Consider the following 15,767-nt stretch of genomic DNA (forward strand, 5'->3'; position numbering starts at 1 on the left):
GGAAGCGGCAGCGCCACGGCTGCGGGCTCTGCTGTCGCACGACGAGCTGTGGCTGCGGGTGGATGCAGCGATCGCGTTGTGGGAGGTGTCCGGCCGGGCCGAGGAGTCCGTGCCGGTCATGCTGGCTGCCTGGGAGAAGAATCGTCATGTCAGGGTCCGGGTGGCCGAATGCCTGGCGCGGATGGGTGCTGCTGGTGCAGGGTCGGATGCGGCACACGTGCTGCGTGCCGAACTCGCTTCCGTGCGCCGTCACAACGCGATGGACGGCGGGTACGGCAGCCACGACACATACGAGGACGAAAAGCTGCTGGTGCTCTGCCGGCAAGCACTTCCGGGGAACACGGGGAAAGGGCCCACAACGTGATCATCTTTGGTACGCGAGGCTATCTCTATCAACTGGCCGTTCTGACGCTCGTCTGCGGCTGGTGCGGCAACCCGGCCGCGCACACGCTGCGCAAGCGGGTCACGAAATTCACGCTGTTCTTCGTGCCGCTGTTCCCGTTCTCGACCAAGTACGCGACGCAGTGCACGTTCTGCGGCGGAGAGCAGAAGATCCCGAAGGAGCAGGCCGAGCAGTTGCTGGCGCAGCACGTGGCGGCGCAGGACGGCAACCCGTTCGGGCAGGCACAGCAGCAGCAGCAGCCGGGGTATGCGCAGGACGGGCAGAACCCCTACCAGCACTGAACGACTGCCCCTTCACCGGCAGCAGAGAGACATAAAGGACTTCCTTCCGAATAAGGTCGATGGATCACGGGTCTGCGGACTCATGGACCGGACGACCGGGAAGGGAGGGAGCGATGCGCCCGCACCGCCGGGCGACGCGCCGCGCGACGGCGGCCCTCGTGGCCGCCGTCGGCGCCGCGCTGCTGGCCGGCTGCGGCACCGACGGCGGACGGCTGCAGAGCGCCGGCCCGGCCCCGACCGCCATCGGGCCCGCCCGGCTCTGGCCCCAGCTGCCGCCCGCCTCCGCCGCTCCGTACGACTACGGCGAGGGCGCGACCGCGCCCATCCCCGGAATCACGGTCCCGCACGACGATGTGCGCGCACTGGACCCGATCGCCGTGGTGCAGGCCGATCTGAAGGCCACCACCAGCCGGTCCAGCGGTTCGGACGAACTCCCCGCCGACACGGTCCGGAGGATCACCGTGTGCCGCACCGCGCCCGCCGCCTGCCCGGTTCTGCAGCCGTACTACCGCGATCTGACGGGCGCGGGCAGGGACGACATGGTGCTCGGCGTACGGCGGAGCGACGGGCGGCTGTCCGTCCGGGTCTACATGGCGCACGCGGGCGCGCTGACCCGGATCATGGCCGTCTCGGACGCCGTGATCAGCGTTGAGCTGGCCGGCCGGGATGTGATCATGCGGGTGCCCTCGGCGATCACCGGGTACGAGTACCGGACGGTCTGGTCCTGGGACGACCGGCAGCACGCGATGCTGCCGACGCAGGACGAGATCCTGCGGAAGCCCCCGGAGGCGGAACCCAGCGGCCGACCGAGCGCTGAGCCCAGTCCTTCGCCGACCGTGACGTCGCCGTCGCCCGCCGTCTCCGAGGGGCGGCGATGAGGCGGTGGAGACTGCGCGCGCCCGCCTGGACCGCGACGCTCACCTGGAAGGCCGCGGTGTTCATCACCGTGATGTGCTGCGCCCTCGCCGCACTGCTCGGCGTACTGGTGCACACCGCGGTGACCCGGGAGACCGTCAGCGAGGCCCGCGACAAGGCGCTCGCCCGGCTGGCCGCTGCGACCAGGGCGTACGAGGCGGGCGAGGCACTCCCGCCGGATTCCGGTATCGACCCGGCCGGCCTGCCCGCGTCCCTGCGCGACCTGGCCGTGAGCGGGCGTCGGGGCACCGTCGTCGCCGACGCCCACGGCCGGGCGGCCATGTGGGCCGCCGGCCCGGCCGACGGCCGCGCGCTCGCCACCGAGATCGACTACAGCATGAGTGCCCACACCATCGACGGCCTCGACCGGGCGATCGTCGGCTCCTCGCTGCTGGCGATCGCCGTGACGCTGCTGATCGGCGCATTCGCCGTCACCAGGGTCACCCGGCGGCTGCACCAGACCGCCCGGGTGGCCCGCCGGATCAGTGCGGGCGATCTCGACGCCCGCGTCGACGACCCCTGTACGGCGGACCCTGCGCGCCCGCAGGACGAGGTGGCGATCGTCGCCAATGCACTGGACACGATGGCGTCCACGCTCCAGCGCAAACTGCTGGCCGAACAGCGCTTCACCGCCGATGTGGCGCACGAGCTGCGCACCCCGCTGACCGGTCTCTCGGCCGCCGCCGAGCTGCTGCCGTCCGGCCGGCCGGCCGAGCTGGTGCAGGACCGGGTCCGCACCATGCGGGCGCTGACGGAGGATCTGCTGGAGATCTCCCGGCTGGACGCCCGTACCGAGGAGGTCGATCTCGCCGTGCACGAACTGGCGCCGCTCGCCGAACGGGTGGTGCGCGCGTCGGGGACGGAGACCGAGATCCGCGTCGTGGGAGCGGAAGCCGGCAGCGGGGTGCGGAACGTGCAGGTCGAGACGGACAAGCGGCGGCTCGAACGGGTCCTCGGCAATCTGATCTCCAACGCGCACAAGCACGGCCGCCCGCCGGTGGTCCTGACGGTCGACGGGCCGGTGGTGACCGTACGCGATCACGGCCCGGGCTTCCCGGACTATCTGCTGACCGGTGGTCCGCAGCGGTTCCGAACCGAGGGCGGCGGCAAGGGCCACGGACTCGGACTGACCATCGCCGCCGGACAGTCGGCCGTCATCGGCGCAGAACTCGTCCTCGCCAATGCGGAGGACGGCGGAGCGGAGGCGCGGCTGACGCTCCCGGAGTACGTGCAGTTCGACGAAGACGAACCGGCCGGCCAGGACGGCGACGACGGCAGCCGGTCCGGCGCCGACGGGCCCACCAGCGACGGCCAGGCCGAAGCGACATAAGGGAAATAAGGTCCACCTCTTGCTACGTTGCGGGACATGACCGCAACGAGGCCGGACGCACCCCCGCCCGAGCTACGCCTGCCCAAGCGGCGCGGGGTCGAGCTCTCGCTCCTCATCGGGGCTGTCCTCATCTCCGTCTACGGCTACGCCGCCGTCGGTCTCGCGCGCAACGACGCGGTCCCGCCCGATGTCGCCGGTTACGGCGCCGGCCTGGGACTGCTCGCCCTCCTCGCCCATCTCGCCGTCCGCTTCCGTGCCCCGTTCGCCGATCCGCTGCTGCTGCCCATCGCCGTCCTGCTCAACGGTCTCGGCCTGGTGCTGATCTACCGGCTCGATCTGGAGACACCCAAGGACCAGGCCGCACCCACCCAGCTGATCTGGTCGACGCTCGGTGTCGCGCTCTTCACCGTGGTCGTCGTCTTCCTCCGCGACCACCGGGTGCTCCAGCGGTACGCGTACCTCTCCGTCGCCGCCGCCCTCGTCCTGATGATCGTGCCGATCTTCTTCCCCGCCGTGAACGGCGCCAAGATCTGGATCCGGGTCGGCGGATTCTCCTTCCAGCCCGGCGAGTTCGCCAAGATTCTGCTCGCCGTCTTCTTCGCGGCGTATCTCGCCGCGAACCGCAATGCCCTCGCCTACACCGGCCGCAAGATCTGGCGGCTGCAGCTCCCCACCGGCCGTGTGCTCGGCCCGATCGTGGCGATCTGGCTGCTCAGCGTCTGCGTGCTGGTCCTCGAACGCGATCTGGGTACCTCGCTCCTCTTCTTCGGCCTCTTCGTGATCATGCTGTACGTGGCGACCGGCCGGACCGGCTGGATCGCGGTGGGACTGCTGCTCGCCTCCGTCGGCGCCTTCGTCGTCGGCTCCTTCGAACCACATGTGCACAGCCGGGTGGAGGACTGGCTCGATCCGTTCGCCACCATCGCCGCCGGCCGCGGCCCCAGCCAGCTCGCCCAGTCGCTGTTCGCGTTCGCCGCGGGCGGGATGCTCGGCGCCGGGCTCGGTCTCGGCCACTCCATCCTCATCGGCTTCGCCGCCAAGTCCGACTTCATCCTGGCCACAGCGGGCGAGGAGCTCGGGCTGTCCGGGCTGACCGCGGTCTTCCTGCTGTACGCGCTGCTGGTCGCCCGCGGCTACCGGGCCGGCCTCGCCCTGCGCGACCCCTTCGGACGGCTGCTGTCGATCGGGCTCGCCTCGATCCTGGCCCTTCAGGTGTTCGTGATCGCGGGAGGCGTGATGGGGCTCATCCCGCTGACGGGCATGGCGATGCCGTTCCTCGCCCAGGGCGGTTCGTCCGTCGTCACCAACTGGATCATCGTGGCGCTGCTCATCCGCGTCAGCGACGTCGCCCGCAGACCCCACCCCGACCAGGTGGAGACCGGGGTCATCGCACCGATCGCGGAGGACCAGTCGTGATCCGCTACATCCGGCGGGCCGCCGCGTTCTGTCTGCTGCTGCTCATGGCTCTCCTGCTGAACACCGCCCGCATCCAGGTCTTCCAGGCCGCCGAACTCAACGACAACCCCGCCAACCGCCGCCGGACGATCGTCCGTTACGACCAGCCGCGCGGCGACATCATGGTCGGCAAGAAGTCCGTCACCGGTTCCCGGAACACCGGCGAGCAGCTCAGCTACGAGCGCACGTACACCAACGGCCCGTTGTACGCGCCGGTGACCGGCTACGCCTCTCAGACGTACGGCACGACGCTGCTGGAGAACGCCGAGGACGGCATCCTCTCCGGCACCGACCCGATGCTCGCCCCGGTCCCCCTGTGGAACGAGATCACTCGCAGCCAGCAGCCCGCCGGCAACGTCGTCACCACCATCAAGGACTCGATGCAGCGCGCCGCGTACGACGGGCTGGGCAGCCGACGGGGCGCGGTCGCCGCCCTCGAGCCGTCGACCGGCAAGATCCTGGCGCTGGTCTCGACCCCCTCGTACGATCCGGGGCGGCTCTCCGGCACGGGTTCGTCGGTCACCGACGCCTGGCGGCAGCTCAACGCGGCGAAGAGCCAGCCGATGCTGAACCGGGCGATCCGGCAGACCTATCCGCCGGGTTCCACCTTCAAGATCGTGACGGCTGCGGCCGCGCTCGACGCGGACGTGGTCACGGACCCCGACGCCTCCACCGACACCCCGTCCCCCTATGTGCTGCCCGGGACCAGCACCACGCTCCCCAACGAGGCACGCGGCTGTGAGGAGGCGTCGCTCGCCGAGGCGATCCGGGTGTCGTGCAACACCGTGATGGCCCATCTGGGGGTGCAGGTGGGGCTGGACGGGATGGTGGAGGCGGTACGGAAGTTCGGCTTCAACGACACTGGGCTGAAGATCCCGTCCGGGGTGGCGAAGAGCAACTTCGACACCGATATGAGCGACGACCAGCTGGCCCTGTCCTCGATCGGGCAGTACGACACGACGGCGACCCCCCTGCAGATGGCGATGGTGGCGTCGGCCGTGGCGAACGGCGGCGAGCTCAAGTACCCGTATCTGGTCGACCGTACGACCACCAAGGGCGGCACCACCGTCCATCAGAACAACACGCGCTCGTACCACCAGGCGATGAGCCCGCGTACGGCGACGCAGCTGCAGCGGATGATGGTCGACGTCGTGGAGCAGGGCACCGGGTCCAACGGTGCGATCTACGGGGTGACGGTGGGCGGCAAGACCGGCACCGCGCAGCACGGCATCGACAACACGGGCATGCCGTATGCCTGGTTCATCTCCTGGGCCGAGTCCCCGGACTCGGGGCAGCCGGTGGTCGCGGTCGCGGTCGTCGTCGAGGACGCCGCCGCGAAGCGGGCGGACATCAGCGGGGGCGGCAGCGCGGCTCCGATCGCCAGGTCCGTCATGGAGGCGGCACTGCGGGGCTGACGGCAGGGGTCGCACAGTTGCGGACCCGGGGTCGTCCCGCGGCGCGGAACGGTCCGTGCGGCGTGGAGCACGCTGATTACTGTGCGGCCATGACATCCTTCACGCCGCAGCCCGGCCACGAACTCGCCCAGGTGAACATCGCCCGGCTCAGATTCCCTTTGGACTCCCCCGAGTTGAAGGACTTCGTCGACGCTCTCGATCCGGTCAACGCGGTCGCCGACCGAGCCGCCGGCTTCATCTGGCGGCTCCGGAGCGAGACCGGGAACGCCACCGACGTACCGGTCTTCGGCGATTCCTGGCTGATCGTGAACATGTCGGTGTGGCGGGACACGGACGCGCTGACGGCCTTCATGTACCAGGGGCAGCACCGCGAGCTCCTTGCCCGGCGCCGCGAGTGGTTCGAACGGGTGGCGGAGGCGATGACCGCGCTGTGGTGGGTGCCGGCGGGTGAGCGCCCGACGGTGCAGGACGCGGAGGAACGTCTGCGGCATCTGCGTGAGCACGGTCCGACGGAGCGGGCGTTCACCCTGCGGACCGGTTTCCCGGCCCCGGCCGCCGCCGCGGGCTGATCAGCCGATCGGCCTGCGCGACTCGGCCCTGACCTCGGCCGTGTCCGCCGCCGCCTGCTCCAGGTCCACACTCTTCGGGTCCTGGACCGCGGTCTTGGGAGTGACCAGGCCGACGAAGGCCGCCGTGTTGCCGTCGCCCCAGGCGCACATGGGGATGGTGCTGGTCACTCCGGCGTCCTTCGACGTCACGACCTGACAGGCCACCGTGATGTCGTATCCGTCGGGCGTGAACTCCCTGGCGGGTACGACCACTGTCATGCCCTTCTCTCCCGCGGCCCCCTCCAGGATCTTGTCCCGGGTGAACTCGGGCATCCTGATCCGGCCCCACATACCGGAGATGACCAGAACGCCGCCCTCGGCGGAGGTGTACTGGGTGACGACGGCCTTCACATCACGGACGCTGGGGTCAGGGGCGTCCTCGACCTCCTTGCCGTCGGTCGACGACGTGTCCTCGGCGAGCGTGTACTCCTCGTCCAGCAGCTTCTTCGGCACGGTGAGCCGGTACTTGGCCTCAGGGAAGCCACCCACGACCGACTTGCCGGCTCCGACCAGCTGGAAGGCGGTGTAGCCGAGGGCGCCGACCGCCACCAGCGCGGCGGCCGCGATCCCGATGACCATGCCGGTCCGCTTCTTCTTCGGCGGCTGAGCGCCGGGCAGGCCGGGCATCCCCGGCTGCCCCCACGGCCCCTGCGGCGGCAGTTGTTGCTGCGGATAGCCGTACGGGGGCTGCTGGGCATACGGGTTGTGCTGCGGGCGCGGGGGCTGGGGCGGCCCGTACGGGCCCTGCGGCGGCTGCGGCGGCATGGTCATGGCACCCAAGTTACGTCACGCATGCGAACGCCAATTCGACACAGGGTGGCCGTCTCAACTCAACGGCTCACGACTGCGCAGCCACTGGGCCGGCACGCCGTCGACCCCGGTGGCCGCGGCGACGACCCCGCCGGTGATGGCGCAGGTCGTGTCGACGTCGCCGAAGCCCTCGGCGGTGGCCCAGAGGGCCGCTTCCAGATCGCCCGGATGCCGGGCCGCGGTCCACAGGGCGAACGGGACCGTGTCGTCGGCCCGGATGCGCTGCCCGTTGCCGAGCAGATCGGCCGCCCTCCACGGCTCGGTGGTGAACGGCACGGCTGCGGCGCGCCGGATCCCGTCCCGTACCGGTCCTTCGGGCGTACGGTCCGCGACCGCCGTCAACGTGAACCCGCCCCGCACCTGCAGTGCCGCGGCGACGGCCACGGCCACCGCCCCCGCGATGCCCTGCGGGTGGGCGTGGGTGACCTCGGCCGACAACTGCGCCTGCCGGGCGGCATGGTCGAGGTCCGCGTGGAACCGGGCGCCGAGCGGTGCGACCCGCATGGCGGCGCCGTTGCCGAGGCTGCCGCCCTCGAACAGATCGGGCGCGAGGGTGCGCCAGTCGGCCGGTGCGGTGAGCAGCTCGGGCAGCAGGATGTGCATGCCGTGGCCGTAGCCGCGGGCCGGATCGATGTCGTACGTGAGGGCGAAGCAGGCGGCGAGCCGGTCCTGGTCCACCTCGCCGTGCTCGTCGAGGACACGCTGCAGGGCGCGGGCCATGGCCGTGTCGTCGGTCCAGTGCCAGACCGGTTCGGCGGGTGTGCGGCGGGCGAGGATCTCGTTGCGGGCCTGCCGGGGCGCGCGGAAGAGGGGGAACCATCGCTCCCCGAACGCATCACCGAGTGAGAGTCCTTCAAGGCTTCGGCGGGCGGCCGCCAGGTCTGCGCGCGGGGGCGTCATGAGGGTCATCCTGGCGCCCGGGGCAGCGGCTGTACATCCCTTATCGACGCGTGCGGACGGCGCCCGGCCCGGGATCTCGGGGAACTGTGCCACGGCTTCCGTGCGTCACCACCGAGGGCGTCGCGGCGATGCACTCCGCACTGCCGGAGGAGTCGGTACGGGTGGCGGAGCCGGTGGGCGGTTTCGCGGCCGGCCTCCGGGCGCCGGCCGCTGACGAACCTCGTAGCGGACCGCCTACGCCGCACCGTCCGCTATCGCGTCCTCGACCTCCGCCACCCGGGCCTGTTCCTCCGACGCGAACCGGTCGCGGTCCAACTGCTCGGCGATCTCCTCGTCCTGGGCCATCAGCAGGTCCAGGTTGGAGTCGCCGAGCTCGAAGACGCCCATGTCGACGTAGGCCTTCTGGAGCCGTTCGCCCCACAGTCCTATGTCCTTGACGCACGGCACTATCCGGCTGAACAGCAGCTTACGGAAGAGCTGCAGATACTCCGAGTGCTCGGAGAGCTCCTTGGCCTCCTGCTTGCCTATGCCGAAGTTCTGCAGCACCTCGACGCCGCTGAGCCGGTCCCGCATCAGGTAGCAGCCCTCGATGACGAACTCCTCGCGTTCGCGCAGTTCGGCGTCGCTCAGCTGCTTGTAGTAGTCGCGCAGCGCCATCCGTCCGAAGGCGACGTGGCGGGCCTCGTCCTGCATGACGTACGCGAGGATCTGCTTGGGCAAGGGCTTGGTCGTGGTGTCGCGGATCATGCCGAAGGCTGCAAGGGCGAGCCCCTCGATGAGGACCTGCATGCCGAGGTACGGCATGTCCCAGCGCGAGTCGCGCAGGGTGTCACCCAGCAGACCCTGCAGGTTGTCGTTGACCGGGTAGAGCATCCCGACCTTCTCGTGCAGGAACCGGCCGTATATCTCCGCGTGCCGGGCCTCGTCCATGGTCTGGGTCGCGGAGTAGAACTTCGCGTCCAGATCGGGGACCGACTCCACGATCCTGGCCGCGCAGACCATGGCGCCCTGCTCACCATGGAGGAACTGGCTGAACTGCCAGGAGGTGTAGTGCTTGCGCAGCTCGCCCCGGTCCTTCTCGGTCATCCTCGCCCAGTGCGGCGTGCCGTACAGCGTGAGCGCCTCGTCCGGGGTGCCGAGCGGGTCGGCGGGGTCGACCTCCAGGCTCCAGTCGATGCGCTTGTTGCCGTCCCACTGCTTGTCCTTGCCCTTCTGGTACAGGGCGAGAAGGCGCTCGCGGCCGTCGTCGTACTCCCAGCTGAAGCGGGCGGCGCCGGAGGCGGGCACCTGCCACAGCGGTTCCTGGGGGGCGGTGGTGTAGAGGTCGTGTGTCGACACGGACGGCTCCTTCGCCTCGCATGGTTCGATAAGTTCCGTGGCGGTTGCGTCAGTTGGCAGGTTCACACGTTGGTAGACGCCGGGTCAACAAGTCGTGCGCAAGGGATTGACGGTCTTGCTGACAAGCAGTCTCATAAGAAGTGACCGCCGGTAACCCACGTGTGAGGTGCCCTCAGCCATGACGACAGTGACCGAACGCGACGTGCAGACGCTTCGCGACGCACTCGGCCCGCTCCGGGACCGCGAGCAGATCGCCGAACGCCTCCTGGAGTCCTCGGCCAAGCACTCCTTCGATCCGGACACCGAACTCGACTGGGACCTGACCGTCGAGGACGGCAAGTGGTTCTGGCCGCCCGAGCTCGTCTCCCTCTACGACACCCCGCTGTGGCGGAAGATGTCCGAGGAGCAGCGGATGGACCTGGCCCGGCACGAGGCGGCGTCGCTGGCCTCGCTCGGCATCTGGTTCGAGATCATCCTGATGCAGCTGCTGGTCCGGCACATCTACGACAAGCCCGTGACCAGCAACCATGTCCGCTACGCGCTCACCGAGATAGCCGACGAGTGCCGGCACTCGATGATGTTCGGCCGCATGATCGGGTGGAGCGGCGCGCCCAACTACCCGGTACCCCGCGTCTATCACAACCTCGCGCGGGTGCTGAAGACCGTGTCCACCACGCCGGGATCGTTCGCCGCGACCCTGCTCGGCGAGGAGATCCTCGACTGGATGCAGCGGCTGACATTTCCGGACGAGCGCGTCCAGACGCTGGTGCGCGGCGTGACCCGGATCCATGTGGTCGAGGAGGCACGGCATGTCCGTTACGCCCGCGAGGAGCTGCGCCGGCAGATGGTCACCGCACCGCGCTGGGAGCGCGAGTTCACCCGGCTGAGCTGCGGAGAGGCGGCGCGCGTCTTCTCCGTCTGCTTCGTCAACCCGCAGGTGTACGAGAACGTCGGCCTGGACCGCCGCGAGGCCGTCGCCCAGGTGAAGGCGAGCGGCCACCGGACGGAGGTCATGCAGACGGGCGCGAAGCGGCTGACGGACTTCCTCGACGACATCGGTGTGCTGAACGGGGTCGGGCGCAGGCTGTGGAAGAGCTCGGGCCTGCTGGCCTGACCCGGCTCCCCCACCGAGGGGACGGCTTACGCTTCGAGGTATGACCTCTGCTGCTGCAGCCCCGCCGAACCGCGCGTACCAAAGGCTCAGCGTCGAGGAGCGCCGCACGCAGCTCCTCGGTGCGGCCCTCACCCTCTTCGCGCACCGGGCCCCCGACGAGGTCTCGCTCGACGAGGTCGCGGCGGTCGCCGGAGTCTCCCGTCCTCTCGTCTACCGTTACTTCCCCGGTGGGCGGCAGCAGTTGTACGAGGCTGCGCTCCGGTCCGCCGCCGACGAACTGGAGCTGTGCTTCACCGAGCCGCCGGTGGGCCCGCCCACCGAACGGGTGGCGCGGGTGCTCGACCGCTATCTCGCGTTCGTCGACGAGCACGACGCCGGGTTCAGTGCCTTGCTGCGCGGTGGCAGCGTCGCGGAGACCTCCCGGACGACGGCGATCGTCGACGAGGTGCGGCGGGCGGCGGCCGAGCAGATCCTGCGCCACCTCGGCCGCGGAGACACGCGAGCACCGGGCCCCCGGCTGCGGCTGATGGTGCGGACCTGGATCGCAGCCGTCGAGGCGGCCTCCCTGATCTGGCTGGACGAGGAGAAGCAGCCCCCGGCGGACGATCTGCGCGCCTGGCTGGTCGACCAGCTGATCACCCTGCTCGCGGCCACCGCGGCCACGGACCGGGAGACGGCGTCCGTGGTGGCCGAGCTGCTGCCGCTGGAGACCGCCGACGGCCCGGCCGGACGGCTGGCCGCCCGGCTCGTCCCGGTGATCGCCGAAGCGGCGCACCTGCTGCCACCGGACTGAGTGCCGGAACACGCCCCTGGGTCAGACTGGGTGCGTGAGAAGCGAGAACACCACCTTCAGGGGCGGCCCGCTGGACGGGCGGGTTCTGCCCGTCCTCGTCGGCGCGACCGGCCATCCGCCCAAGTGGTACGAGGTCCCGGTGCCGGATGCCGACGGCGGACCGGCCACCGTGTACACATACCGGCGGGTCCCGGCCGGATACTCCAAGCGGCTGGGTGTGCAGCGCGGCTGGGTGTACGAATACGCCCCGGAGGGCCGCGAACGCCACACTCCCAAGTGGCCCTGGTCGAAACCGAACTGACCCGCGCGCATCCCGGCTGCGCGCACCGGACCCTCTAAGATCGACGGATCCATGGTCACGAGAACGGTCACAAGGGGGTGCGCCATGGAGGCGCTGCGTCAGGACGATCCACGCCGCTTCGGTCCGTACACCGTGGTGGCGCGGTTCCGCGAGACCGCGAGCGCCGTGCAGTACCTCGCGCATGACGCGGCCCTCGACGACACCGTCGTGATCACCGCGGCCCGCCCCGAACTCGCCGCGCTCCCCGCCTTCCGCCGCCGCTTCGAGGCAGAGACACGCACGGCGGACCGGCTGGCGGGTGGCTGGGTCCAGCCACAGATCGTCACCCGTACGGCAGAACACGCGGACGAGGACGCAGACGGACCCGCGGACGGGCAGCTGTGGACGGCCGTGGCGTACGTACCGGCGCTGACGCTCGCCGAGGCGATCGACTTCGCGGGCCCGCTCCCCGAGCGTGCCGTGCGGATACTGGGCGCGGGCATCGCCGAAACCCTCTCCCGGGTGCACGCCACCGGGGCCGTACTGGAAGGGCTCGCCCCCAGGACGGTGCTGCTGGCCGAGGACGGGCCCCGGCTCACCGCCTTCGGTCCCCTGGGCGCGGCGGCCGACGCAAAAGCCCGGTCGGGCGGGCAGCTGTCCGTGCGGCTCGGCTATCTCACCCCGGAACAGGTCGAGGGCAAGGAGGCCGGACCGGCCTCCGACCTCTTCGTGCTGGGGCTGCTACTGGCGTACGCGGCGACCGGGACGACCCCGCTCGCCGACGGACCGGCGGCGGAGGCAGCCGAACGGATCGCCCGTACCGAACCGGAACTGGACGCGGTCCCGGAAGAATTGCGCGGCCTGATCGCGCTCTGCCTGGCCAAGGACCCGGCCGACCGGCCGACCGCGGGCACGGTGGCAGCGGAACTGGCACTGGAAGGTGCGGCGGGCCTGGCCAAGGGCGGCTGGCTGCCGGAGCCGCTGTCACGGGCGATCACGGAACAGGCCGGACACGTACGAAAGTTGGCGACGGATCCGGATGACGGTCCGGCCGACGCCGCCACGGGCACCCCCGTCGACTCGCCGACCCACAGTCTGCTCGGCCCCCTCGGCCACGACTCTGCCGACGCGGCCCCCGACGGACCCGCCGACACCTGGCCCGACGCCCCCGCCACCAGGGACGACGACAGCCGGACCACCCGCATCGGCAGCGTCGGCAGCCCTCGTGCTCCGGAGCCCGACCGGCCGACGACCCAGCTGTCCATCCCGCGTGAGCGCAGCGGGCCTCCGGCCCAGCTGCCCACCGGCCTGCCGCCCGTCGCACCGCTCGTGCCGCGGCCTCTTCCCGCTCCCACGACACCGGCCGCCCCCGCATCGACCGCCCCGAGAACAACCCCCACCGCTCCCCCTCCCTCTCCTTCCCCTGCCGGTCCGGCCAACGCTCCCGCTCCCGCAGTCCCCTCCCTCGACCGTCGCACCCTGCTTGTCGGTGGCGTCGCCGGTGCCGCTGGGCTCGTCGTCGGGGGCGGGGCCGTGCTCGCCTTCGGGTCCGGCAGTTCCGAGGACCAGGACGACGCCAAACCCGACCCGGCCCCGATGCGCCCGACCGTGGCCGGGCTGCCGCCGCAGCCGCGTTGGGTGTACACGCATCCCGACGCCGAGCCGGCGCCGCTCACCGCCGCCCTCTGGCTCGACCGGCTGCTCGTCCTGACCGGCGACACGCAGGCCGTCGGGATCGATCTGCGCTCCGGCCGCCGCGTCTGGGAGTGTGCGGACGGAGCCAAGGGGCAGGCGGCCCTGCCCGCCGGCGAGGATCTCTGCTTCGTCGCCGGGCCGTCCGAGTTCCTCTGGCTGTCATCCAGGAACGGACAGGTCACGCACCGGGTGGCGTACGAGGACGGGTTCAAGGACGTGCCGTATCTGACGGTGTCGGACATCGTCGGCCAGTCCGGGCCGGTCGTCTGGTTCACCGGCTCCCACAAGGTCACTGTGAAGGCCAAGAAGCCGAAGAAGGGCAAGAAGTCCGGTAAGGACACCCTGGCCGTCGTGTCGTTCCTCTTCGCGTACGACGTCGTGCAGCGCAAGGAGGTGTGGCGGACTTCGGTACCCACCGGACGTGAATCGGCCGCCCCCGCCTACCGGTTGATCGCCGTCCGGCCGGACGACATCGTCGTACGTCAGAAGAGTGCGACGCTCAGTCCGGGAGACGTCAAGGCCGCCAAGGGCAAGGCGGTCTTCCGCGGCTTCGACCGCGAGAGCGGGAAGCTGCTGTGGACCAGGTCGTTCGGCAAGGTCGGGCCGGACGGGGCGGCCGTCGGCGACGACAAGGGGCTGCTCTACGCAGCGGTGGGCGACGATCTCCAGACGTTCGAGATGCCCGGGGGCAAGCCGGAGTGGACCCTGAACGGCACCGCCGGCTCCGTGTTCGGGACCCCGGTGCCGGCCGGAACGCTCCTGCACACCACCAACCGCAACCAGGAAGTCGGCGCAGTCGACCGGGCCACCGGAAAGCTGCACTGGCGGCGGTCCACGGAGGCGGCGCCCGGCGGCGCCGCGCCCGCCGTCACCGTCAGTCCCTCCGGCAAGACCCTGCTGGCGGCCGGAGGGGCGCAGGTCACCGCGTTCGCGGCGGCGGACGGGCGGCGGCTGTGGAAGTTCCAGGACATCGGGGTGCAGGATCCGAGGGGGGCCACGGTCACCGCTCCGTACCGGGTGCTGGCGTTCGGGACGACGGCCGTGGTCCAACGCGAGCGGATCTTCTACGCGTTCCCGGTGGCGTGAACCCGCAGGACACCCGCCTTCCGGGGGAACCCCGCGGCCGCCACGGCGCGGGGTTCTTGCATCGCCCGGCACCCGGTGACCGTATGGATGTGTTGCGCACACTCATGGGGTAGTACCACGATCGCCCCGTCATCGGAGGTGATTCCGTGTCAGGCACGGTCCTGCGCACCGTCTGCTCTGCGGCGCTCGCCGCCCTCTTCCTTACCTCCCCCGCCGTTGCCGCCCCCGTGGCACCGGACCCCGGTCCCTCGGGGGTGGCCACCGGCAAGGGCCCCGACTCCACCAAGAGCATCGCCGAGCTGCTGACCGAGCTGCGCACGCTGTACCGGCAGGCGGAGGAGGCCACGGAGACGTACAACGGGACCGCGGCCGAGCTGAAGAAGCGGACCACCGAGGCGAAACGGCTCGGTTCCGCCCGCTCCGCGGCCAGGCTCGCACTGGCCCGCAGCCACGACGAAGCGGGGCGGCTGGCCCGCGAGCAGTACCAGGGGCGGTCCGACTTCTCCTCGTACGCACAGCTGCTGCTGGCCCGCGATCCCGAGCACGCCCTGGACCAGGGTCATGTGATCCAACGAGTGGCCGCCGGCCGGGCCGCGACCGTGAAGCGGCTCGCCGACGTCGCGAAACACGCCGACGGCCTGGCCACCGCATCCCGCAAGGTACGCGACAGACAGCGGGTGCTGGCGACGCGGCAGAAGAAGCAGCGCGACACGGTGCGGGCACGGCTGCGAAACGTCGAGAAGCTGCTGGCCACTCTCTCCGCCGAGAGGATCGCCCAGATGTCCCGGCTGGAGCAGCAGGCCACGGAGAAGGCCCAGGGCGCGCTGGTCGCCTCGGGCGCCCTGTCCTCGTCCCGGCAGCCGTCCGAGGAGGGCGGCGAGGCGGTGAAGTACGCGATCGGGCAGGTCGGCAAGCCGTATGTGTGGGGTGCGGAAGGGCCGGGCTCGTTCGACTGCTCCGGGCTCACCTCACAGGCCTGGGCCACCGCGGGCCGGCCCATTCCGCGGACCTCGCAGGAACAGTGGCAGCAGCTGCGGAAGGTGCCGCTGAACGCGCTGCGCCCGGGTGACCTGGTGATCTACTTCCCGAAGGCCACACACGTGGCGCTGTATATCGGCAACGGTCTGGTGGTGCAGGCGCCCCGGCCGGGGACCCGGGTGAAGGTCTCACCGGTGGCGTCGAACCCGCTGCTCGGCGCCGTGCGGCCGGACCCGGGGAACGCATCGCTGCGCACGTACGAGCGACCGGAGCTGCCCCGGGATGCGTCGGACGGCTCGGACACGGGGTACAGCGCGCCGTCCGCCCCCACCGACGCGTAGCGCAAGCTCCGCTGCCTTGCGAGGG

14 protein-coding genes and 1 pseudogene are annotated in these 15,767 nt (G+C 70.9%); 12 read left to right on the forward strand and 3 right to left on the reverse strand.

From position 1 onward, the window contains the following. The 7 genes and pseudogenes from ACWCP8_RS38550 to ACWCP8_RS38580 form a co-directional block, all read left to right on the forward strand. Window positions 1–364 (forward strand): annotated as a pseudogene (locus ACWCP8_RS38550) (PBS lyase); the annotation flags it as partial. Beyond that, window positions 361–684, forward strand: a complete 324-nt coding sequence (locus ACWCP8_RS38555) for a zinc ribbon domain-containing protein (protein WP_352262812.1) — start codon at window positions 361–363, stop codon at window positions 682–684. The pseudogene ACWCP8_RS38550 and the gene ACWCP8_RS38555, both read left to right, overlap by 4 nt. A gap of 113 nt (window positions 685–797) precedes the next feature. Then, complete coding sequence (locus ACWCP8_RS38560; RefSeq protein WP_451121097.1) at window positions 798–1,562, forward strand: hypothetical protein; 765 nt, start codon at window positions 798–800, stop codon at window positions 1,560–1,562. Next, complete coding sequence (locus ACWCP8_RS38565) at window positions 1,559–2,929, forward strand: ATP-binding protein (RefSeq protein ID WP_451121099.1); 1,371 nt, start codon at window positions 1,559–1,561, stop codon at window positions 2,927–2,929. Before ACWCP8_RS38560 ends, ACWCP8_RS38565 begins: the two co-directional genes overlap by 4 nt. A gap of 36 nt (window positions 2,930–2,965) precedes the next feature. Continuing rightward, window positions 2,966–4,345: an FtsW/RodA/SpoVE family cell cycle protein gene (locus ACWCP8_RS38570; RefSeq protein WP_352262809.1), complete on the forward strand. Its 1,380-nt coding sequence runs from the start codon at window positions 2,966–2,968 to the stop codon at window positions 4,343–4,345. Then, window positions 4,342–5,799 carry a penicillin-binding transpeptidase domain-containing protein gene (locus ACWCP8_RS38575; protein ID WP_451121102.1) on the forward strand — a complete coding sequence of 486 codons (1,458 nt, stop codon included), beginning with the start codon at window positions 4,342–4,344 and terminating at the stop codon, window positions 5,797–5,799. Before ACWCP8_RS38570 ends, ACWCP8_RS38575 begins: the two co-directional genes overlap by 4 nt. A gap of 89 nt (window positions 5,800–5,888) precedes the next feature. Next, complete coding sequence (locus ACWCP8_RS38580; RefSeq protein ID WP_352262807.1) at window positions 5,889–6,368, forward strand: DUF3291 domain-containing protein; 480 nt, start codon at window positions 5,889–5,891, stop codon at window positions 6,366–6,368. Here the strand turns inward: ACWCP8_RS38580 and ACWCP8_RS38585 are convergent, their stop codons facing one another. The 3 genes from ACWCP8_RS38585 to ACWCP8_RS38595 all read right to left on the reverse strand — a co-directional run bounded on the left by ACWCP8_RS38585 (window position 6,369) and on the right by ACWCP8_RS38595 (window position 9,455). Continuing rightward, a complete protein-coding gene (locus tag ACWCP8_RS38585; protein WP_451121105.1) occupies window positions 6,369–7,178 on the reverse strand; it encodes a hypothetical protein in 810 nt (269 codons plus the stop codon). It abuts the gene before it with no gap. 54 nt (window positions 7,179–7,232) lie between these two features. Continuing rightward, window positions 7,233–8,117, reverse strand: coding sequence for an ADP-ribosylglycohydrolase family protein (locus tag ACWCP8_RS38590; protein ID WP_451121107.1), 885 nt, complete (start codon window positions 8,115–8,117; stop codon window positions 7,233–7,235). Window positions 8,118–8,351: 234 nt separating this feature from the next. Then, window positions 8,352–9,455, reverse strand: coding sequence for a ferritin-like domain-containing protein (locus ACWCP8_RS38595; RefSeq protein WP_352262803.1), 1,104 nt, complete (start codon window positions 9,453–9,455; stop codon window positions 8,352–8,354). Window positions 9,456–9,633: 178 nt separating this feature from the next. Between ACWCP8_RS38595 and ACWCP8_RS38600 the strand changes: the two genes are divergently transcribed. From ACWCP8_RS38600 to ACWCP8_RS38620, 5 genes are all read left to right on the forward strand, one after another. Then, window positions 9,634–10,569, forward strand: coding sequence for an AurF N-oxygenase family protein (locus ACWCP8_RS38600; protein WP_352262802.1), 936 nt, complete (start codon window positions 9,634–9,636; stop codon window positions 10,567–10,569). Window positions 10,570–10,609: 40 nt separating this feature from the next. Further along, complete coding sequence (locus ACWCP8_RS38605) at window positions 10,610–11,362, forward strand: TetR/AcrR family transcriptional regulator (protein WP_352262800.1); 753 nt, start codon at window positions 10,610–10,612, stop codon at window positions 11,360–11,362. 34 nt (window positions 11,363–11,396) lie between these two features. Then, window positions 11,397–11,663 (forward strand): hypothetical protein, encoded by a 267-nt coding sequence (locus ACWCP8_RS38610; protein WP_030915852.1) that lies wholly within the window; start codon window positions 11,397–11,399, stop codon window positions 11,661–11,663. Between the two features lie 84 nt (window positions 11,664–11,747). Continuing rightward, a complete protein-coding gene (locus tag ACWCP8_RS38615; RefSeq protein WP_451121110.1) occupies window positions 11,748–14,423 on the forward strand; it encodes an outer membrane protein assembly factor BamB family protein in 2,676 nt (891 codons plus the stop codon). A gap of 146 nt (window positions 14,424–14,569) precedes the next feature. Beyond that, on the forward strand, window positions 14,570–15,742 hold the full coding sequence (locus tag ACWCP8_RS38620) for a C40 family peptidase (protein WP_352262796.1): 1,173 nt from the start codon (window positions 14,570–14,572) through the stop codon (window positions 15,740–15,742). Window positions 15,743–15,767: the final 25 nt, after the last annotated feature.

The sequence above is a fragment of the Streptomyces sp. NPDC002206 genome, from assembly GCF_053593595.1.